The organism is Cohnella sp. OV330 (assembly GCF_900112065.1).
In the GTDB taxonomy this organism is placed as follows: Bacteria; Bacillota; Bacilli; order Paenibacillales; family Paenibacillaceae; genus Cohnella.
Genome location: NZ_FOKE01000004.1, coordinates 209056 through 228894 on the forward strand (window position 1 = coordinate 209056; position 19839 = coordinate 228894).

General features: G+C 61.1%; 15 protein-coding genes. 4 read left to right on the top strand and 11 right to left on the bottom strand.

The window, feature by feature from the left end:
- Positions 1 to 86: 86 nt before the first annotated feature.
- Complete coding sequence (locus tag BM235_RS10865) at positions 87 to 446, top strand: helix-turn-helix domain-containing protein (RefSeq protein ID WP_090112658.1); 360 nt, start codon at positions 87 to 89, stop codon at positions 444 to 446.
- Here BM235_RS10865 and BM235_RS10870 read toward each other — a convergent pair.
- A complete protein-coding gene (locus BM235_RS10870; RefSeq protein ID WP_090112660.1) occupies positions 421 to 1047 on the bottom strand; it encodes a phosphatase PAP2 family protein in 627 nt (208 codons plus the stop codon). The genes BM235_RS10865 and BM235_RS10870 overlap by 26 nt on opposite strands.
- Positions 1044 to 3104 carry a sensor histidine kinase gene (locus tag BM235_RS10875; RefSeq protein ID WP_158543739.1) on the bottom strand — a complete coding sequence of 687 codons (2061 nt, stop codon included), beginning with the start codon at positions 3102 to 3104 and terminating at the stop codon, positions 1044 to 1046. Before BM235_RS10875 ends, BM235_RS10870 begins: the two co-directional genes overlap by 4 nt.
- A gap of 120 nt (positions 3105 to 3224) precedes the next feature.
- Here BM235_RS10875 and BM235_RS10880 point away from each other — a divergent pair, with 120 nt between their 5' ends.
- Positions 3225 to 3962 carry a response regulator transcription factor gene (locus BM235_RS10880; RefSeq protein ID WP_255374310.1) on the top strand — a complete coding sequence of 246 codons (738 nt, stop codon included), beginning with the start codon at positions 3225 to 3227 and terminating at the stop codon, positions 3960 to 3962.
- 37 nt (positions 3963 to 3999) lie between these two features.
- A complete protein-coding gene (locus BM235_RS10885) occupies positions 4000 to 4869 on the top strand; it encodes a class I SAM-dependent methyltransferase (protein ID WP_090112664.1) in 870 nt (289 codons plus the stop codon).
- 77 nt (positions 4870 to 4946) lie between these two features.
- Here the strand turns inward: BM235_RS10885 and BM235_RS10890 are convergent, their stop codons facing one another.
- From BM235_RS10890 to BM235_RS10920, 7 genes are all read right to left on the bottom strand, one after another.
- A complete protein-coding gene (locus tag BM235_RS10890) occupies positions 4947 to 5882 on the bottom strand; it encodes an MBL fold metallo-hydrolase (RefSeq protein ID WP_090112666.1) in 936 nt (311 codons plus the stop codon).
- Positions 5883 to 6062: 180 nt separating this feature from the next.
- Positions 6063 to 7283: a VWA domain-containing protein gene (locus BM235_RS10895; protein ID WP_090112668.1), complete on the bottom strand. Its 1221-nt coding sequence runs from the start codon at positions 7281 to 7283 to the stop codon at positions 6063 to 6065.
- 6 nt (positions 7284 to 7289) lie between these two features.
- Positions 7290 to 9662 carry a DUF5682 family protein gene (locus tag BM235_RS10900; protein ID WP_090112670.1) on the bottom strand — a complete coding sequence of 791 codons (2373 nt, stop codon included), beginning with the start codon at positions 9660 to 9662 and terminating at the stop codon, positions 7290 to 7292.
- The gene (locus tag BM235_RS10905; protein ID WP_090112672.1) at positions 9659 to 10750 is read right to left on the bottom strand and encodes an ATP-binding protein; all 1092 of its coding nucleotides are present in this window, start codon (positions 10748 to 10750) and stop codon (positions 9659 to 9661) included. Before BM235_RS10905 ends, BM235_RS10900 begins: the two co-directional genes overlap by 4 nt.
- Positions 10726 to 12543, bottom strand: a complete 1818-nt coding sequence (locus tag BM235_RS10910) for a HEAT repeat domain-containing protein (protein WP_090112674.1) — start codon at positions 12541 to 12543, stop codon at positions 10726 to 10728. The genes BM235_RS10905 and BM235_RS10910 overlap by 25 nt, the downstream gene beginning before the upstream one ends.
- A gap of 13 nt (positions 12544 to 12556) precedes the next feature.
- Entirely contained in the window at positions 12557 to 13999 is a 1443-nt protein-coding gene (locus tag BM235_RS10915; protein WP_090112676.1) for an SWIM zinc finger family protein, read from the bottom strand.
- 230 nt (positions 14000 to 14229) lie between these two features.
- Positions 14230 to 14697, bottom strand: coding sequence for a MarR family winged helix-turn-helix transcriptional regulator (locus BM235_RS10920; protein WP_369803500.1), 468 nt, complete (start codon positions 14695 to 14697; stop codon positions 14230 to 14232).
- Between the two features lie 215 nt (positions 14698 to 14912).
- Between BM235_RS10920 and BM235_RS32030 the strand changes: the two genes are divergently transcribed.
- On the top strand, positions 14913 to 15089 hold the full coding sequence (locus BM235_RS32030) for a hypothetical protein (protein WP_158543738.1): 177 nt from the start codon (positions 14913 to 14915) through the stop codon (positions 15087 to 15089).
- Positions 15090 to 15235: 146 nt separating this feature from the next.
- Here the strand turns inward: BM235_RS32030 and gyrA are convergent, their stop codons facing one another.
- Entirely contained in the window at positions 15236 to 17713 is a 2478-nt protein-coding gene (gyrA, locus tag BM235_RS10925; RefSeq protein ID WP_090112678.1) for a DNA gyrase subunit A, read from the bottom strand.
- Positions 17714 to 17729: 16 nt separating this feature from the next.
- Entirely contained in the window at positions 17730 to 19703 is a 1974-nt protein-coding gene (gene parE / locus BM235_RS10930; protein ID WP_090112680.1) for a DNA topoisomerase IV subunit B, read from the bottom strand.
- Positions 19704 to 19839: the final 136 nt, after the last annotated feature.

The window sequence follows — 19839 nt, forward strand, 5'->3', positions numbered from 1 at the left end:
CGAATGAAAACGCTTGACATGATACATATTGTATCATACAGTTATAAACAAATAGTCCACTTAATATTAGCAAGGAGCTAAGCGATATGAGCATGGGAGACCGCCTTCGACAGCTTCGCCTCGAACGCCATCTGTCCCAAGAGGAAGTGGCGCGACAGGTCGGCATTACGAGATCCGCCTACAGTCATTATGAAATTAACAATCGCCATCCGGTTTACGAGACGCTCATCAAGCTGGCGCATTACTTCAACGTCTCGCTGGACTACATCATCGGCGGCGCCGGCGCGAAACGTCCCGAGCATCCGTCCGAACCCCAGGAGCACAAGATCCTCGAGCTGTTCAAGTCCATGGATCAGGAGCAGCGCCAGCAGTCGATCGGACTCCTGCTCGGCATCGTCGAGGGCGATCGAAAGAAACCCGTCAGGTCCGTCGCCAAAAGCAAATGATAGCGGCCGCAAGCGCGCAAAGCCCGCCGACGCACAATCCCGCGCATACGTCCGACAAATAATGGACGCTGAAATAGATTCGGCTCCAGCCTGTCGCCGCGATGAGCACGATCGAGAGCGCAAGAACGACGATTTTCCAAAAGCGGCCGCGCAGCGCGAGCGCTCCAAGCAACAGCCACCAGCCGTACAACGCTGCTGCGATCGTCGCGTTGCCGCTCGGATATCCGTTGCCGTCATGCGCGATGCCCCATGCGCCGTCCGGACGCTCGTATCCGAATGCGGACTTAAGCAGCATTTGCAGGACGTATGCAGCCAGGACGACGCCAACGAATGAGACGGCGATTTTCCAAGAGCGAAGCCGCCACCAGCATGCTGCGGACAACAGCGTAATCGCCGCGATGACTGTCGTCGAGCCCATGTCGTTCATCGTCCGCCACAAGCTCGTCCAGCCAGGCGCGCGGGTGGCCGACGCCGCATCCGCAGCCGCGCCGTCCCACGCGGCATAGCCGCCGGCCCTCAAGGACGTGATCGTCGCGAACAGCGCCGCCAGCGCGGCGATCGCGATCAAGATCGTTCTTTTTTGCGCGTTTGTCAAGGTCATTGCTCTTCCTCCCCATTCATTCGTACGGCAATCGGCAGCGTGATCGCGAAGGCGCTCCCCCCTTCCGGACGGATGCGCGCCTCGATGCGGCCGCCGTGCGTCTCCACGATCTCGCGCGCGATCGCGAGGCCCAGCCCGCTGCCGCCGGAAGAATAATTTCTCGCCTTGTCGTTTCTGTAAAATCGTTCGAACAGCTTCGGCAGATCTTCGGGCAACAGGCCCGAGCCGTTGTCGAGCACCGCGATCTCCGCCTCGAACGGCCACTCGCCGCGTCGCGCTTCGATGCGAATCTCTCCTCCGCGAGGCGTCGCTTGGATGGCGTTGTAGATCAGGTTGGACATGACTCGGTCCATTCGCCCCTCGTCGATCTTCACGCAGGCGGTCTCGATTGCCGGACCATGGGCCCGGCAGTCGAACGCAATGCCCTTGGTGATCATTTCCATGCGATAGTTCTCCGCAAGGCGTTCGAGCCAAGCGGGCAGCGGGACGAGCTCGTACGTCATTTGGGCTTGACGCGCCTCGAGCATGGACAGGTCGAATAAATCCCGGATCAGCTCGTTAAGCCCCTCCGCTTTTTTCAGCATGGCGCCGATGACCGCCTCCCGCTGCTCGGGATCGGAGATGACGCCGTCCCGAAGCGCCTCGAGGTACCCTTGAATGAGCGTCATCGGCGTCCGCAGGTCATGCGAGATATTGCTGACGAGCTGCCTTCGCGACTGCTCCGCCGCGTGCAGCGCCTCCGTACGCTCCGCAATGCGTTGTTCGAGCTGTCCGTTCCATCTGCGGAGCTCCGCAGACAGCTTTTCGGCCTTGGCGAACGTCCTGGAAAACCTCAGCGAGATCAGGAAGGAATTCATGACGACCAGGAACAGCAGCCCCAACGGAACCATATCGGGCGCGCGCCACCAACCGTTGTAAAAGAAAATGTCGCTGAGCACGGTGCCTACGAGCCCGGCCACGCCGATCAGGGAGAGAGCGGCGCCCTCACGCCCTCGTATCAGCGCCACGATAAGCAAGTACAGCGATGCGACGCTTAAGACGACCACGAACGCCTGATAGTAAAGGATGAGCGAGCTCGACTCGAGCAGCGGCAGCCCCCAGGTCAACGCCATCAAAGCGCCGGCTGCCGTGCACGCCACGAACGTCCATCTGCGCGTGATTTCTTTGCTGTACGTCCGGCGGAAATACGCAAAGCCGCTGAGGGCGCTCAGTACGAAAAAGCTGTACTCGAGTCGCCCCGCCGCCGTCCACGTCATTTCCGGCACAAACCTAGGGAGCAATCCTTCGCCGATGACGCTCATCCGGCCTGCGACGCAAATGCAGAGCATGGCGAACAGCAGATTGTCCAGCTCTTTTCTCCGCAGCGCGTACAACCCGATATGATAGATGCCGATCATAAGGAGGCAGCCCAGCACGATGAACTCCCTGGCCTCGTGCACGAAGGCGACCCGCTTGATCTGCTCGGGCGTGCCGAGAACGAGGGCGCTGCGGATGCCGCCCGTCCGGTGATGGAAATTCGCCAGCTCCAGCGTGAGAACGGCCGAGTTGCCGGAGGGCTGGAAGAAGACGATGTCCGGCATCTGGTAAGGCTTCGTCGAAGACTTCGATTCGCCGGGTACGCCCTTCGATCCGATAAGGGCGCCGTCAACGTACAGCGCGTAAGCCGTCGATAAATTCGGCAGCCGGATGCCGAGCATGCGAGACTCGGTCGGCAGATGGCGCAGCTCCAGCCGGTACGTGCCGTAACCCTGGCTCGGCAATCGGCCGCCTTGCCCGTCCGGCTGACCGCTCCATATGCCGGGAACGCGAATCGTCCGGTCGAACCCACTCCCTTGGCGCAGCGAGCCCCATGAAAAGCGCCATTCTCCTTCGAGCGAGAGCGTGCCGCTCTTTTCAAAGGAATAACCGTCGAGGTCGACGATGCCGTCCTTCGCGTCAGGCTTGCCGCTCGGACCGCCCTCGCCGAGCGCGAAGCCGCCCGCCAATCCGGCCAGCGCCACGACGAAGACAAAGACAAGCAGCGCACCTTGTCCCCGCCTCGTTTTTTTTGCTTTCATTTTCCATTCGCTCCTGCCTTGAAACGCTGTCCTCATCGTAAACGCGCATTGCTTATGCGTCAACGCTTTCAGTATAATAAGGTACAGTCGAACGTTGACATGGCATGGGAGGGAACTATCTTGAGCAAACCGATTGGCACCGTTCTCGTCGTCGACGACGAGCGCGAGATCACCGAACTGATCGGGTTGTTCCTGACGAAAGAAGGCTTCGCGGTGCATGCCGCGGAGGGCGGAGAGGAAGCGCTGCGCATCGCCGAAGCGCTAAGTCCGGATCTCGTCATCCTGGACGTGTCTCTCGGAGACATGGACGGCATCGAGGTGTGCAGGCGGCTGCGCGAAGGCGGCTGCGCGGACGTGCCGATCCTCTTCCTTAGCTGCAAGAGCGAGGATGCGGACATCGTCCTCGGTCTCACCGAGGGCGGCGACGATTATATTACCAAGCCGTTCAGTCCGAGGCAGCTCGTCGCCCGCGTACAGGCCCATATCCGCCGCAGGCGTCAGCGCGAACGGCCGCAAGCGGAAGAGCAGCATGGCCTGATGGCGTTTGGGAGCCTCGAGATCGATCCCGACCGCTTCGAGGTCCGGCGGGACGGCGAGACTCTCCCGCTGTCCGCCAAGGAGTTCGAGCTGTTGTGCGTCCTCGCGCGCCAGCCCAACCGGATCTTCGCGATGAACGAGCTGTACCGGCTCGTCTGGCATACGGACAGCATGGGCGACACCCGGACGTTGATGGTGCATATCAGCAATCTCCGCAAAAAGATCGAGCCCGACCCGTCGAATCCGGTGTATATCCACACGGTGCGCGGCTTCGGGTATCGCTTCTTGACGGATTGCCAATCGCTTCAAGACGCGCGCTGACCGATTAATTCGAATAGTAAAGGAAGTTAAACGGAACATGAGAATGGCAACCGACTGGCAAGACTACGAGCTCATCGACACCGGCGCGGGGGACAAGCTGGAGCGCTGGGGCGACGTGATCCTAAGACGCCCCGACCCGCAGATCATCTGGCCGCTCGCCAAGGAATCCGCCGACTGGCAGCGTCCGGACGGCCACTACTTCCGCAGCTCCTCCGGCGGCGGCCAGTGGCAGTTCAACAAGCAGCTGCCCGAGCGCTGGACGATCTCCTACGGCCCGCTCCGCTTCCACATCAAGCCGACCAACTTCAAGCACACGGGTCTCTTCCCCGAGCAAGCGGTCAACTGGAGCTGGATGATGAAGCGGATCAAGGAAGCCGGCAGGCCGATCCGCGTGCTTAATCTGTTCGCTTATACCGGCGGGGCGACCGTCGCCGCGGCCGCCGCGGGCGCGGAAGTGTGTCATGTCGACGCCGCCAAGGGGATGGTCCAATGGGCCAAGGAAAACGCGGCTCTCTCGGGCCTCGAATCCGCGCCCGTTCGCTACATCACGGACGACGTGTTCAAGTTCGTGCAGCGCGAGCAGCGCCGGGGCAAGCAGTACGACGCCATCATCATGGATCCTCCCTCCTACGGCCGCGGGCCCGGAGGCGAGACCTGGAAGCTCGAGGACAGCTTGTACCCGTTCCTTGAGGAGTGCAAGACCATCCTCTCCGACGATCCGCTGTTCGTGCTCGTCAATTCGTACACGACCGGCCTGTCGCCGACCGTGCTGCATAACCTGCTGCACATGTCCATCGGCCGCCGTCACGGAGGCAAGATCGATGCCGGAGAGATCGGCCTGCCGATTACGCGAAGCGGTCTGACGCTGCCTTGCGGCATATACGGACGATGGGAAAGCGCGGAATAGACGATAAAAAACCGAACAACCGCTCCAAGCCGAAGGCTCGGGCGGTTGTTCGGTTTTTTATAAGGTTTATAAAGTTTTCAAAGTCTTGTCCTGGCGGCGGACCACAGCTTCGTTCGGCCATGCTCCATCGTCCACAGCCTGTCTACCGGAAGCCCCCGCCGTTCCCATTCGGCGTCGAGCCGGTCCAGCGCCTCCTTGGGCGTATCGTCGGCCAGCCGGAACGATCCGTAGTGCATCGGTACGAAATAGCGAGCGCCGACGTCCGCGAATGTCTGTATCGCTTCTTCTGGCGTCATATGCGAGCCCCCCATGAACCACTCCGGTTCATAAGCGCCTATCGGGATAAGCGCGACGCGAATGTCTCCGTACTTCGCGCCGATCTGGCGGAAGCTATCGTCGTAACCGCTATCGCCGGCAAAATACAAACAGTCGGAATCATGGCGCATCACCCAGCCGCCCCAATGCGACGAATTGGTATCCCATGGCGTCCGCCTCGTCCAATGCTTGGCCGGCACGAAGCCGAACGTTACGTTGCCTACGCGCGTCTCGGACCACCAAGAGAGCTCTTCGACGCGCCCGAAGCCTTTACGCCTGAACCATCCGGCCAGACCGACCGGCACGAGCGCGATAAAATCGCCGGGCAGACGGCGCAGGCTGCCCAAGTGAAGATGGTCGTAATGCGCATGGGACAGGACGACGACGTCGATCGGCGGCAGCGACTCAATCGGCAGACCCGGAGGCGACAGCCTCGGGGCGAAGCCCATCCGCAACGCCCATACGGGGTCCGTCACGATATTGAGTCCGCCGAGCTGAACGAGAAAAGTCGAATGACCGATGAACGTCACGGTCGGCTCGGTGCGGTTCGCGGACAGCAAGGTCGTTTCCGGCTCTGCGCGGGGCACGACAAAAGACAGGTCTTTCTTTTTCGATCGGCGTTCCTTCTGCCACTGCCGCAGCTCCGCAAACGATTTAACGTTCGAAGAGCCGTCGGCATTTTCGTACTTTTTCGTCATCGTAACCCGAAGCTCCTTCTGAACGCCGTCATATTCCCTTCTATTTCCCTTCTATTGTAGCAATCCGGCGGCAAAGTGCACAGTCTCGCGGCAACTCTCCATCGGTCAGCAAAAAAGACGGCGCCGGATCGGCGCCGTCCCTTATCGAAGCGCAGGCTGGTGCCGGCGCCGGCCTTTCAATCAGCTTTTCGCTTGCTTGACGCGGTCCGCCAGCTGCAGCAGGTCCATCCCTTTTAACGCGCCTTCGATCAGCTCCGGCAGTTTGTCCGGGGAGCAGCCGAAGCAAGGGATGCCGAAGGTGGAGAGCTTCCGGGCGACATCCTCGTCGTAAGCGGGCGCGCCGTCGTCCGAGAGGGCGAGCAGGCACATCGTCCGCACGCCGGACTCGTGCATGTCGCGCAGCCTTCGGATCATCTCCGTTCGGTTGCCGCCCTCGTACAGATCGGAAATGAGCAGGAACAACGTTTTCTTCGGCTCGGTCACGAAGGATTCGCAGTAGGCGACCGACTTGTTGATGTCCGTTCCGCCGCCCAGTTGAATGCCGAACAGCAGATCGACGGGATCGTTCGCGCAGGCTTCGCTCAAGTCGACGACTTCGGTATCGAACGCGACGACGCGCGTCTCGAGCGAAGGCATGCTGGCGAAGATGGATCCCGCGATGGACGCATAGATGACGGAATTCGCCATCGAGCCGCTTTGGTCGATATCGAGGATGACCGTCCATTCCTTGCTTTTGCGCGCGCGGTCGAAGAAGTATACCTTTTCGGGTATTAGCAATCGGCGCTCGACGTCATAATGCTTTAAATTGCTGCGGATCGTCTTGTCCCAATCGAGTCCCGTCAGCGAAGGCAGCGGAGAATGTCGTCTTTTATTCAGGGAACCGGTCACCGCGCGGGTCAATTCCTGGGCAAGCCGCCTGACGATCTCGTCCACGACTTCACGCACCAGCGTCCGCGCCGTTTCCTTCGTCCGCTCGGGAATTTGCCCGCGCAGCGACATGAGCGTCGCCACCATCCCGATGTCGGGCTTCACCTGGGCGAGCAGCTCGGGCTCGAACAGCAGCTTGGTCAGCCCTTTGCGGTGAACGGCATCCGCTTGAATGACCGACACGATATCCGAGGGGAAAAAGGACCGCACGTCTCCCAGCCACTTCGCCAATCTGGGCGCAGAGGCGCCCAGGCCGGCTGCCCGCGGACTTCCGCCCGCCGCACCCGTTCCCGGCCCCCCGCCGCCGACTTCTCCGGCGGTTCCGTCGTAGATCGCGGCAAGCGCCTCGTCCATCAGCAGACTCTCTTCGTCCAGACGCGCGCCGCCGCCCGACGTGCCCCCTGCAGCGTCCAGCTTTTCCTCGGCCGCCGCGCCAAGAATCAGTCGCCACCGCTTCACTTGCTCCGCATCCATCGTCGGCTACAGGTCCCCGAAGTCAAAGTCGTTAAGTTCATCCAATCGCTCCTTTTCTTCCTGGTCCAGCGGGCGCTGCAGCGCTTCGCCGGATTGCTCCGCCCCCGTCCCCCAAATCTCGCCGAGCAGTTCGGCGATCGCCGCCTTCTCCCGCGGCTCGAAGCTGCCGAAAGCGCGCCGCAGAAAGACGAGCGAGCGTTTGAACGGTTCGGGATCCAGACCGCGGATATATTCATCCAGATGCCGCCACAAATAGTCGCGCGACAGCAGCGCATACCGATTGCGCATCGACAAGCCTTCAAACCATCCCGCTCCAAGATCGACCTCCATGCCCGGCGACAATCGGCGGGCGACCTCGTTCGAAAACGCCTCTTCGCCGGCTTCGTTGCGCTCGAGCAAAATGGAAAACGCATAACCCGATAGCCTCGGGTTGCGATCGTCGCGGACGGCAAGCGCTTTGAGCTTCTCCAGCCAGAGCCGCTCGTCAACCTGTGCGTAATGCTCCTGCGCGACCGCATTCATGGCGTGAATGGCGGACATCATTTCCGTAGCCGCGTCGTCGTTGCAGCCGGACGCTTCGAGCAGCATCAAGCAACCGCGCAGGAATAACTGCCGCAAGATCGGCAGCAGCGGCTCGGTATCGATGCGCCGTACCGAGCCGTACTGCATAAGCACCGACAGCTCGCGCTGCGTTTGGGCGATTTGCGCGAAGCTGCCCGCATCGACGGCGAGCCGCTGCAGCGCAGCGACCGCTTGGCCCGCGACCTGCGGAAGGCCGCATTCGCCCGCCTGCCGGATGAGTCTTGCGGCATGCGCGATATCGTCGCAAGCGAGCAATTGCTCGTGAATGGCATAGGCCGCCGCCAGCTCGACAGTCTCGCCCTTAATCGTCGCTTCGACGATCTCGATCTCCGCTTCCGGCGACCACTGCAGTACCCAATGCTCGGCCCAGGTCGCGTCCGTTTGCCGCCTATGCTGCTTGCGGGCGAAGCGAATGCCGAGCAGCGCCAATCGGTGGAGCAGGACGGAACGATGGAGATCGAGAAAAGCGGAATCCGCCGACTTGACGCTGCGATTTTCGCGCAGATCCAGCTCCAGATCCGCCGCGACGAGCGTTTTGTATTTGCCGAGCTTCAGCCGGGCAAGCTCGCGGTTCAGATCGTCTTGGATCGGCGTCTGACTGACGCCCTCGGGCAGGCTGCCGATCGCCGTGCCGATATCCGTCCTGGCCAGCGCTTCGGCGACGACGGACAGCTCGCCGTGTCCGAACAGAACCGTCGCCGCGTCCCGCAAATCCTTCCAGGTCGGATATTCGCCGCCCTGCATCGCGGAAAGCGCGTTCGCGAGCCGCACGCCTTCGATGACCGAAGCCGTCGAACGGTAGGTACCCTGCTCTCTCAGCCTTGCGGCGACCGAGGATAAATATAAAGCCGGGAGCCGATCCATCTCGCGCTGCCGCATGCATTGCCACATCAGCTCGAAGTAAGCGGGCGCCGCGTTGCCCGCTCCGTATCCGGAATGCGAGGACAGCTTGTAATAGGAATAAGGCATCAACGTCATCTTGGTCGGCACGCGCGGCAGAAACGCAAGCTCCTCGTCGGTTATCGGCGGCAGACGAAGGTCCAACGCCGACGTATGATAGGCGCCGGTCAGAACGACGACCCTGCCGGGATCGTGGCCGCCGTCCAGCGTCTCGCGAATTTTGCGCCGCATGTACGCCTCGCGAATCTCGTTATATGCCGCTTCATGCGGGGCTCGTCGGCGCTCTTCGCCTGCCGTCCATGCCCTCATTTCATCGGAAAATTGCGAGATCGATAGCCGATAAGCGCCATGGCGAAGCCGATGCTCGAAATGGCGCTCCCAGTACGACTCGAAATCAGGTTCGCCGGAAAGCTCGGCGATGCGCGCGTAAAAGTCTCGCTGCAGCGTCCTCGCCTCCGTCCGGCCAGGCATGCCGTCAGAGGTATCTCCCTTCGAAGCAGTCTCGTCGTCGTGTCCGTCGGCCTGCAGCGGATCCGCGTCCGCCGACCGCTCGTGCCGAAGCGCGTTCAGCGCCAGCGATACGCCGGTCGGCAGGTCGATGAATTCGGCTTGGCTGCCATTTCGCGCCGCCCACCGCAGTGCCTGGTATTCGGGCGAATACTCGGCAAACGGGTATAGCAGCGTACGCACGGGCAGCTGCGCCGTATAGGCGAGCAGCGCGACCGGCGGCACGACGCCCCGCGCGACGAGCTGGCCAGCCAGCTCGCCGGCGTCGCCGGGGCCTTCGATCAGCACCGCCGTCGGCTTCACTTCGCCCAGCAGCGCGAGAAGATGATACGAGCCGGCCGGCGACAAATGCCGAATGCCGAAATAATGAGGCTCGCGCGCGCCGTTCACCGGTTCATCTCCGAACAGGCGCCGTACAGGCTCCGCCAGGAAGCTCCCCGCTTTTTCATGACGTTTTCCAAATATTCTTTCCAGGCGACCCGGTCCTTTTCCTCATCCTTCACGATGGCGCCCTGCAAGCCTGCGGCCACGTCCTCGTCGCTGATCCGCCCGTCGCCGAAGCTCCCCGCGAGCGCCATGCTGCCGGTCAGCAGCGAGATCGCTTCGGCCGTGGAGATGACGCCCGACGGCGGCTTCACCTTCTCCTTGCCCTCGAGCGTCGTGCCGCTTCTCAGCTCCCGGAAGATGGTGACGACCTTCCGGATCGTGTCGTCGTCCGGCTGCGCCGCCTTGAGTTCGTAGCTGGACGAGATCTCGCTCACCCGCCTGCGCACGATGTCGATTTCCGTTTCCAGGCTGGACGGCGCGGGAAGCACGACGATATTGAAGCGGCGCTTGAGCGCGGCCGACATTTCGTTCACGCCGCGGTCTCTCGTGTTGGCCGTCGCGATGATCGAAAACCCGCGTTCGGCAGACGCTTCCCGGTTCAGCTCGGGAATGGCGATCGTCTTTTCCGACAGGATGGATATGAGCGCGTCTTGCACCTCGGAAGCGCAACGGGAAATCTCTTCGAAGCGGGCGATGCCTCCGCACTCCATCGCGCGGAAAATCGGGCTGCGGATCAGTGCTTGGTCCGACGGCCCTTGAGCAAGGAGCATCGCATAGTTCCAGGAATAACGAACGTGCTCCTCGCTAGTGCCGGCCGTTCCCTGTATCACCTTGGAGGAATCGCCGTGAATCGCCGCGGTCAGGTTTTCCGATAGCCATGACTTCGCGGTACCGGGCTCTCCGATGAGCAGCAGCGCCCGGTCGGTGAGCAGCGTCGCGATCGCCACCTCGACGAGCCGCTTGTTGCCGATATATTTGGGTTTGATCGTCGTGGCCCCTGCCTGGCCGCCCGTTATAAACGTGAGGACGGACTTGGGGGACAGCTGCCAGCCCGCAGGCTTGGCCTCCTTGTCCGCTTCCTTAAGCGCTTCGAGTTCCTCCGCATACAGCCGCTCAGCCGGCAATCTCAGGACATCTTGCTTTTGAGCCATCCCCATACTCCCCTTCCGTTTTCCTCTTCGGTCGATGTCGGCGCCTGTTCGATCTCTTCGATCAGCGTCATCCATTCATTGCGCAGCGATTCGTACGTCAGCTGTTCCCCGAACGCCCGCAATCGCGGCACGTACGATTTCGGCATGCTGGCGACGAGACGGCGCAGCTGCCCGTGCATGTAATACATATTTCTCGCAGCGCCTTTATCAAGCAGCTCCATGAAGCGCTCCGGCGCTTCCTTGTACCGGATTCGGAATAACGTCGCCAGCATATCCGAGACATCCTTGCCGCCCCATTTGGCTTCGCGCAGCTTGCCCGTCAAGTAAACGGCGATTTCTTTGTCGGCTCGCTGGGCGAACATGCACACGAGTCCCGGCTGATCCAGGCGGATAAATAGGGAAACCCATCGCGAATCCCACGCTTCCTCGCGCACGGCCGGCTCGCCGTAGCGGTCTTCGTCTTCATCGTAGGCATCATGGTAGACGACCTCGCGGATCGCGGCAAGCAGTTCCTTGGCCACCCGGGATTTGCCGCCGTTCATTTGGCCTGCATAACGATCGTACACCTCGGACGGTGATAACGTTCGGAACGCCGCCCGGAAGCCGTACCGGACAAACGGGCCTTTGCCGCCGTTCCCGAGCTCGATGGCCAGTTGGTCCGCTTCCGGCAATTCCATCTCGAGCAGCAGCTCGGAGGCCGCTTCCTGCGCGTTTTCCGTCTCGGGGACGAGATACGCGGCTGTGGTTAGCAGCTTTTGCGCGAACGGGTAGGCTTCGGCCGCCATCTTCTTGCCCGACCCCTCCAAAGCATGCAGCACGATCAGAAGCTGCTCGGACGCCTCCGTTCTCTCTTTGGCTTCGCCGTTCAGGTAGCTCGCCAACGCTTGCTCGCCATGACGGATCAGACGGGCCAATAGCTGCGGCGAACCGTTCTGCCTGATCGGCCCGACGGCGATTTCGCCGTCTTTTGAGACGGCGGCTTCGAACAATCGGTCCAGCGCCGGCGCCGATCCGATGCTCGCCAGCGAAGCGTATGCGGCCGCGCGAACGTCCTTCCGCTTATCCCGGCTGAGCGCGAGCAGCAGCGGCTCTTGATCGGCATACACGCCCAAGATCGAGATCGCCGCCAGCTTGACCTCCGTCGAACCGGAGGAGGCGCCTTCCGCGACGAGCCCGATCATCGCTTCGCCAAGCTGACGGTGGAGGAGCAGCAGCCTGCGACCGTCGCCTTTCCCGCCCTGCAGGTCGAGCTGGCTCTGCAGCACGGGAACGGCGCTCGCTCCGAAGGCGGGGATCAGCTTTTCTTGCACGAAATCGGGAATCTCGGCGTAGCTGTCTTCCAATGCCGCGCATACCGCCGGCAGCGCGCGCAGGTCCAGGAAGCTTCCGTCCTCGTAGGAAACCCGGATTTGCTCCAGACGCCCTTGGCCTTTGGTCGTCAGCGCTTCGATGAACGGGTGGAGCTTGCGGTACGGAATGTCCGTCGCCAGATCGACGCCGGCGCCTTGGATCGGCTGCGGTTCGCCGTCCACATCCGTTTTTCCCTGCGTATAAAGAACCGCGACGAGCAGCGTCGACAGATCGAGCAGCTTGGCCGGGCTGTCCTCCCTGCTCGCCGTCAGCAGCTCCTCGGCCGCCGCCGCCAGACGGTTAAAAACCGGCGCGGATTCGCCCAGCTTTTTAAGCCCGGGCAGCAGCCTGTTCAGCCGGAGGTCGTTGGCGGCCATGGCGCTCCCCGCGATGAACAAGCGGCGCGTCTCTTGCTGAAGCTCGAACAGCAAATCTATGCTCATAATCGTTTCTCCTCTAGTAGAGCAGCCGAATGAATCGGCTGTCCGTGACGATGCTCATCAGCTGCACGCTTAAGCGATTGTCGTCCAGCCGATGGCTGAACATGACCAGCGCCGCTTGGTCCCTTAGATCCTTCTCGTCGAGCAAGGCGATCAAGGCGGAGGTCGCACTTCCGTTGGTCTTCAGATCCGTGACCGGCAGCAGCTTCCCTTGCGCATCCCGAAGGCAGAGACCGTCCGCCGTCTTGTCGATGGAACGAAAAGCGACCAGCATGACGGGCGTTTTATCGGCCAGCGGATTTTTGATGATGTTTTTCACCTGCTTGACGACGTCCGCATACGACGCCGCCGCCGCCGCTTTGACTTTGCTATAATCGGCTTCGCCCGCTTCCCGCTGCGTAGCCGTCTCCCAGCGCACTCTGGCATTGACCTCGCCCGGATAGACGAACAGCTCCTCCGTCCGAACGACCGCGCGGACGGTATCCTCTTCCTTGAGCGCGCGGGCAGCCCGAAACGGTCGCAGGTGGCGGGTGCTGCGCACCGTGCCGTCGCTAAGGTCGACCCACCAGCCCGCATCCACGTATTCGCCGCGCGCCGCATCCGCGTACGACAAAAACGAGAGCTGAAGCAGCTCGGCGCCAGACTGCGCGCGCCCGTATTCTCGGAGCTCCGCCAGCTGCCAGGCGTGGCCGAGCTGCTCCTCCAAGGACGTACCCGTCTCCATCGGCAGCTCCGGATTTTCCATTCTCTTTTCCAGGTAGGAGACGCCCTTCTTCACCAGCGAGTGCATCAACAGAAGCTGCTCCATCGCCTGCGAATAAATCGCCTCGCGATCTCCTTCCGTCTGCATCGTATGTACGAACGCCCTGAGCTTAGCCTGAACGCCGGGGATAAAATGATTGCCGAGCTGCTTGGCTTGTTCTTCGATCATCTGGACCGTTTTTTTGTCCACGCTTCCCAGACCCGATTGGACGAGCTGCAAGACGAGCTTTTCCAGCAAACGAAGACCTTCGAGCTGACTGGCGAATTTTTTGACGAGCGCGGATTTGTTTACTTTGCGTTTCGCCGCAGGCGCATTCCCTTCGGACTCCGCCGCGTCCTTTTTCTTCTCCTCGCGCTTTTCCGCCTTGTCCCTCTTGTCGGCAATGTCTTGCGGGACTTCCGCGGGCGTAAAGGGACTGCCCATCGCGCGCGCGTAAAGCAATCCGAGCGCGTGCTTGCATGGAAATTGCCTGCTGGGGCAGGAGCATCGAAAGACCGGGCTCGCCTCGTTGACGAAGTCCACTGAGCATCGGTACGGTTCTTTGCCGCTGCCATTGCATTCTCCAAAGAGCAGCGTGGCGTCGGGACTTTCGTTCAGGACCGGAAAGCTGTTTTTCTTGATCAGGTCCCTCCCGTTTTTAATCGCGCCGGCGTTCGGCGCCAAGCTGTCGACGTAGGCTTCCGTAATCGTAGGCATGGTTGACCTCGCAATAGGTTGGGATGGCTATTCATTTAAATTATATGCTAGAAATGGATCGCTAAAGCTATAACTTCTTCTATTACCCTCTTAATTGGAAAAATAATCAGGAGATATCCACGCGAAAATTGCGCGCAGAACGATTTTAGCGAAAAAAAAAAGCCGAAGGCTCGGCTTGGGAATGGCAGTGTATTCGCGAACTGATAGGTGACGTTTGGTCCTCTTCGACTTCAGGATGTCGCCTGAATGGCGGTCGCTTCTTCGCCGGACGCGGACAGCTTTTTGTCTCTCGTGCCCGACACCTTGCCGATCAGATAGACGAGCAGCTGACGGTTGTGGGCGGACAGCCGGTCGAGCGAGCGGTTCACGATCTCGCTGCGGATGCGAAGTCCGCGTTCGCGCTCGGTGTGGCCGAAGTCCGTCGTACTGATCCACACGATGCGGCGATCGTTCTCGTCTCGGGTACGCTTAACGAGGCCGTTGCGTTCCATGCGGTCGAGCAGCGTCGTCACCGCCGCCGGCGTCGTCTCAAGATGCGGCAGCAGCTCGGAGGGCTTCATCGGCTCGTTCGCCTGCAGCAGCTCCAATACTTGAAGCTGTCCTCCGGTCAGGTGGGGGGACATCTCCGCCTCCATCTGCGATTGCCAATCCTTCGAAAGCTTCATCCAGCTCTTCACGAACTCTGCAGCCGGTTCCACCTCTGGATCACCTCTCCTCTTCAGAATGATGCCCGTGAATCTCTACTCCTTTAATTATATGCAAACCCGATGTCGAAAGATAGATTAAGCGCATTAATGATTTACGCCATAAATCCGCAAGGTGTGGTACGGGACGACAGCCTATGACATATAATGCTGACAGCTGGCGGTAACGGCCGCCCGGCGTGCGGATTGAAAAGAAGGAGAGGTCTTCTATGGCTGTGGAGGACGAACGCATACGGATGATCGGCATCATGGCGCGCGAAGCCGGTATTATAGATGATCCGGGGTGGCTAAGCCGGCTGACGGAGCCGGTCCCCCTTTGGTTCGTGTTGGAAATGATGCTGAAGTGGATCGACCGTTACGATCCGCAGGACGGTCCGTACGATTGAGGCAAGCAGACGAACACAGCCCCGGTCGCGAAGCGACCAGGGCTGCTTTTGTTGCTATCTGGAGTCTCGCATGCTGCTTTGCGCTGCAGTTACATGGTTTTTTCGGCTAACTCAGCACCACGAAACTAACAACCAGCAGCGAGTTATTAATGCGTCTGCGGCGGCAGCGGCTTGAGGAACGTCTCGACCAACGGATCGGTCCGCTCGATCGCGCCCACGGTTCTGCCGGTGCCTCTTCTGTCCTCGAGCGGCGTACCGTCGGAACGGAATTCGCCGTACGTGCCTCCGGCCGTCACCGTCACGATGCCGACGTCGTCCTTGACGTAATAGGCGGCGATGAGACGGGTGCCGTTCGGACGAACGCGCTTGCCTTCTTTAATCTCGAACGTCTGGATCCCCTTGCCGCCGCGACCCTGCGGCGGATAGTCGAGCAGCAGCGAGCGCTTGGCGTAGCCGTAATCGGAGATGACGAGAACCTCGCCCTCGTCGCCCGATACGTGGAGTCCGTCGGTAACGGCGTCGCCCTCGCGCAGCTGGATGCCCCGGACGCCTCCGGCGACGCGGCCTTGAAGGCTCACGTCGGCCTCTTGGATACGGATGCTGAGCCCCTGTTCGGTCACGAGCAGGATCTCCTGCGGCGTATCGCTGCGGAACGCGGAACGGACCTCGTCGCCGTCCGCGACCTTCACGGCCGCGATCGCCGCGCTCCGGTTGGTCGCATACTCGGCCATCAGCGTACGCTTGACCTGGCCGCGCTTGGTCACGAACACGAGCGCGGGCCCCTGCTCACCCTGGTCGGCCAGCGACTTCCATTCGCCGGCCTTGACCGGGATGACGGCCATGATCCGGTCGTCCTTCGGCAGCGCGATGAGATTGACGATCGCAGTGCCGTTTTCCTTCCACTTGAACTCGGAAATCTGATGCACGGGCAGTTGGTAGTACATCCCCTTCTGCGTGAACAGCAGCAGCGAATCCAGCGTATTCAGCTGCAGGCTCCAGCGCAGCTGGTCGCCTTCCTTGAGCCCCGTGCTGCCGAGATCGCCGCCGGACCGCGTGAACGACAGCATGCTCGTGCGCTTCACGTAGCCATGGCGCGACAGCGTTACCAGCACTTCCTCGGCCGGCACGGTCACTTCGAGATTGACCTTGAGCTCCTCGACCTCGCCCTGAATGACGGAGCGGCGATCGATGCCGAACTTGCCGCGGATCTCGCCGAGCTCGTCCTTAATGACGCCCATCAGCTTTTTCGGATTGTTCAAAATGCCGCGCAGCTGATTGATTTTTTTCATCGTCTCGGCATGTTCCTTCTGGAGCGAGTTGATCTCCAGATTCGTCAGCCGGTACAACTGCAGCGTCAGGATCGCATCGGCTTGCCGTTCGGAAAATTCGAACTTCGCGACCAAATTGTTTTGCGCGTCCTGGCGGTTTTTGGAAGCCTTGATCGTCTCGATGACGGCGTCGAGCAGGTTCAACGCTTTGACGAGTCCTTCGAGCACGTGGGCCCGGTCTTCCGCTTTTTCCAGATCGTATTGCGTGCGGTGCGTGACGACTTCGCGCTGATGCGCGACATAAGCCTCGAGCATCGCCTTTACGCCGAGCTGGCGCGGCGCCTTGTTGACGATGGCGACCATGTTGAAATTATATGCGACCTGCAGGTCGGTTTTTTTGAGCAAATAGGCGAGAATGCCTTCGGCGTCCGCGTCCTTCTTCAGCTCGATCACGATGCGCATCCCGGCTCGTCCGCTCTCGTCGCGAACCTCGGCGATGCCTTCGACCTTCTTTTCCAGCCGCAGCTGGTCGATGCTGTTGACGAGCTTTGACTTGACGACCTGGTAAGGAATCTCGGTCACGACGATCTGCTGCTTGCCGCCGCGCATGTCCTCGATCGCCGTCTTTGACCGCACGTAGATGCGTCCTTTTCCGGTCTCGTAAGCTTCGCGGATACCGTCCTCGCCCATGATCCGGCCCCCGGTCGGGAAGTCCGGTCCGCGCATGATCTTCATCAGATCGGCCACCGTCATGTCGGGATTGTCGATGAGTGCCGTACAAGCGTCGATGACCTCGCGCAAGTTGTGCGGCGGAATCTCGGTGGCGAAGCCGGAGGAGATGCCGCTGACGCCGTTGACGAGCAAGTTCGGATAGCGCGCCGGCAGCACGACCGGCTCCTTGGTCGTGTTGTCGAAGTTGTCCTTGAACAGAACCGTGCGTTTGTCGATGTCCCGCAGCAGCTCCATCGCGATCGCCGACAGCCGCGCCTCGGTGTATCGCATGGCCGCCGGCGGATCGTCGTCCATCGAGCCCCAGTTGCCGTGGCCGTCGACGAGCGTATGCCCCATCTTCCATGGCTGCGCCATGCGCACCATGCCCTCGTAAATCGACGAGTCGCCGTGCGGATGATAGTTGCCCATGACGTCGCCGACCGTCTTCGCCGATTTGCGGTACGGTTTGTCGGGCGTGTTGCCGGAGTCGAACATGGCGTACAAAATCCGGCGCTGGACCGGCTTCAGGCCGTCGCGGACGTCGGGAATCGCGCGGTCTTGAATAATATATTTGGAATAGCGTCCGAAGCGGTCGCCAACGACCTCCTCCAGAAACGCCGGCAAGAAGTTCTCGAGCAAGCTCATATCGGTCTCTCCGTTCTCATTCCTCGTATTCCGTGAAGTCGACGTTGTCGATGATCCAGCGCTTGCGCGGATCGACCTTGTCGCCCATCAGCGTGGACACGCGGCGTTCCGCCTTCGCGGCGTCCTCGATCTGCACCTGCAGCAGCGTGCGCGACTCCGGATTCATCGTCGTCTCCCAGAGCTGCTCGGGGTTCATCTCTCCGAGCCCCTTATACCGCTGGAGCTCGGCGCCCTTGCCGATTTCCTTGAGATAGTTCTGCAGCTGCTCGTCGGTCCAGGCATACCGGACGGTCTCGAGCTTGCCGGACTTGCGCGTCAGCTTGTAGAGCGGCGGCTGGGCGATGAACACCTTGCCCGCGTCGATCAGCGGCTTCATGTACCGGTAGAAAAACGTCAGGAGCAGCACTTGAATGTGCGCGCCGTCCGTGTCGGCATCGGTCATGATGATAATCTTGGAATAGTTGCACTCCTCGACGTCGAATTCGGGGCCGACGCCGGCGCCCGTCGCCGCGATGATCGCCTTGTATTCCTCGTTTTTCAGAATGTCGATTAGCTTGGCCTTCTCCGGGTTCATCGGCTTGCCCTTGAGCGGCAGGATCGCCTGGTACTTGGAATCCCGTCCCTGCTTGGCCGAGCCGCCGGCGGAGTCGCCTTCGACGATAAACAGCTCGTTGCGCGTATAATCCTTGGACTGCGCCGGGGAGAGCTTGCCGCCGAGACTGGCGCTCTCGCTCCGCTTCTTGCCGCTGCGGATCTCCTCGCGCGCCTTGCGGGCCGCTTCGCGTGCCTTCGAAGCCTGCACCGATTTGCGGATAAGCTGCTGGCCGACCTGCGGATTCTCCTCGAGGAACACGGCCATCTTCTCCGCCACGACGGCGTCGACCGCGCTGCGCGCCGAGGCGCTGCCGAGTTGGTCCTTGGTCTGGCCGACGAACTCGACGTCCGACATCTTGATGTTGATGACGGCCATCATGCCTTCGCGCAGATCGCTGCCCTCCAGGTTCTTTTCCTTCTCCTTGAGCTGGCCGATCTTCCGGGCGTATTCGTTCATGACGCGCGTGTACGCCGTCTTGAAGCCGGTCTCGTGCGTGCCGCCGCCCCGCGTCGGGATGGCGTTGACGAACGAGGCGATCGTCTCGGTGTAGCCGTCGTTGTATTGCAGCGCCACCTCGACCTCGATATCGTCGCGCTCTGCGGAGAAGTGGACGACGTCGTGCAGCACCGTCTTTTCCTCGTTCAGAAACTGCACGAATTGCTTCGCGCCGCCCTCGTAGTGGAATACGTCTTCCTTGCCCGAGCGCTGGTCCTTGACCGTCACCTTAAGGCCGGAGTTCAGGAACGCGATCTCCTGCAACCGCTCGGACAGCGTATCGTAGTTAATCGAGACATTGCCGTGGAAAACCTTCGGATCCGGCTTGAACGTCACCTTCGTGCCGGTCTTGTTCGTATTGCCGAGCACCTCGAGACCCGTGACGGGCTCGCCGACGCGCTCCTTGCCGTCCTTGTCGACCCAAGTCTCGAAGCGCATCCGATGCGTCTTGCCTTCGCGATAGATCTCGACCTCGAGCCATTGCGACAAAGCGTTCGTGACGGAAGCGCCGACGCCGTGCAGGCCGCCAGACTTCTTGTAGCCGCCGCCGCCGAACTTGCCGCCGGCGTGCAAAATCGTAAAGACGACTTGCGGCGTCGGCACGCCGGTCTTGTGAAGGCCGGTCGGAATGCCGCGTCCGTTGTCCTGCACGGTGACGGAGTTGTCGCCGTGGATGGTCACGTCGATCCGCGAGCAATGCTTGGCCAGATGCTCGTCGACCGCGTTGTCCACGATCTCCCAGACGAGATGGTGCAAGCCCGAAGAGGTGGTGCTGCCGATGTACATGCCGGGCCGCTTGCGGACGGCGGTCAGCCCCTCGAGCACCTGTATGTCGTCCGCTCCGTATGTCGTACCCGCCTGCGCCGCGCTCTCCGCATACAGGTCTGTTTGTTCGGTCACGAATGATCCCCCTTGCTGCTTCTAGCGTCCGTCAAGGACGCGCCTTCCGTTCATTTTAAGCTAAAAGGCAGAAAATGCACAAGGCGTCCGTAAAGTAATGATGCCCCGCAAATAAAAATAACCGCCTGCGCGACGC

What these genes read in the sequence shown, in the direction of transcription:
- BM235_RS10895 (WP_090112668.1), bottom strand. Translation starts at nt 7,283, where the DNA reads ATGGATGCGGAGCAAGTGAAGCGGTGGCGACTGATTCTTGGCGCGGCG.
- BM235_RS10915 (WP_090112676.1), bottom strand. Translation starts at nt 13,999, where the DNA reads ATGCCTACGATTACGGAAGCCTACGTCGACAGCTTGGCGCCGAACGCC.
- BM235_RS10875 (WP_158543739.1), bottom strand. Translation starts at nt 3,104, where the DNA reads ATGAAAGCAAAAAAAACGAGGCGGGGACAAGGTGCGCTGCTTGTCTTT.
- BM235_RS10910 (WP_090112674.1), bottom strand. Translation starts at nt 12,543, where the DNA reads ATGAGCATAGATTTGCTGTTCGAGCTTCAGCAAGAGACGCGCCGCTTG.
- BM235_RS32030 (WP_158543738.1), top strand. Translation starts at nt 14,913, where the DNA reads ATGGCTGTGGAGGACGAACGCATACGGATGATCGGCATCATGGCGCGC.
- BM235_RS10905 (WP_090112672.1), bottom strand. Translation starts at nt 10,750, where the DNA reads ATGGCTCAAAAGCAAGATGTCCTGAGATTGCCGGCTGAGCGGCTGTAT.
- gyrA (WP_090112678.1), bottom strand. Translation starts at nt 17,713, where the DNA reads ATGAGCTTGCTCGAGAACTTCTTGCCGGCGTTTCTGGAGGAGGTCGTT.
- BM235_RS10865 (WP_090112658.1), top strand. Translation starts at nt 87, where the DNA reads ATGAGCATGGGAGACCGCCTTCGACAGCTTCGCCTCGAACGCCATCTG.
- BM235_RS10885 (WP_090112664.1), top strand. Translation starts at nt 4,000, where the DNA reads ATGAGAATGGCAACCGACTGGCAAGACTACGAGCTCATCGACACCGGC.
- BM235_RS10890 (WP_090112666.1), bottom strand. Translation starts at nt 5,882, where the DNA reads ATGACGAAAAAGTACGAAAATGCCGACGGCTCTTCGAACGTTAAATCG.
- BM235_RS10870 (WP_090112660.1), bottom strand. Translation starts at nt 1,047, where the DNA reads ATGACCTTGACAAACGCGCAAAAAAGAACGATCTTGATCGCGATCGCC.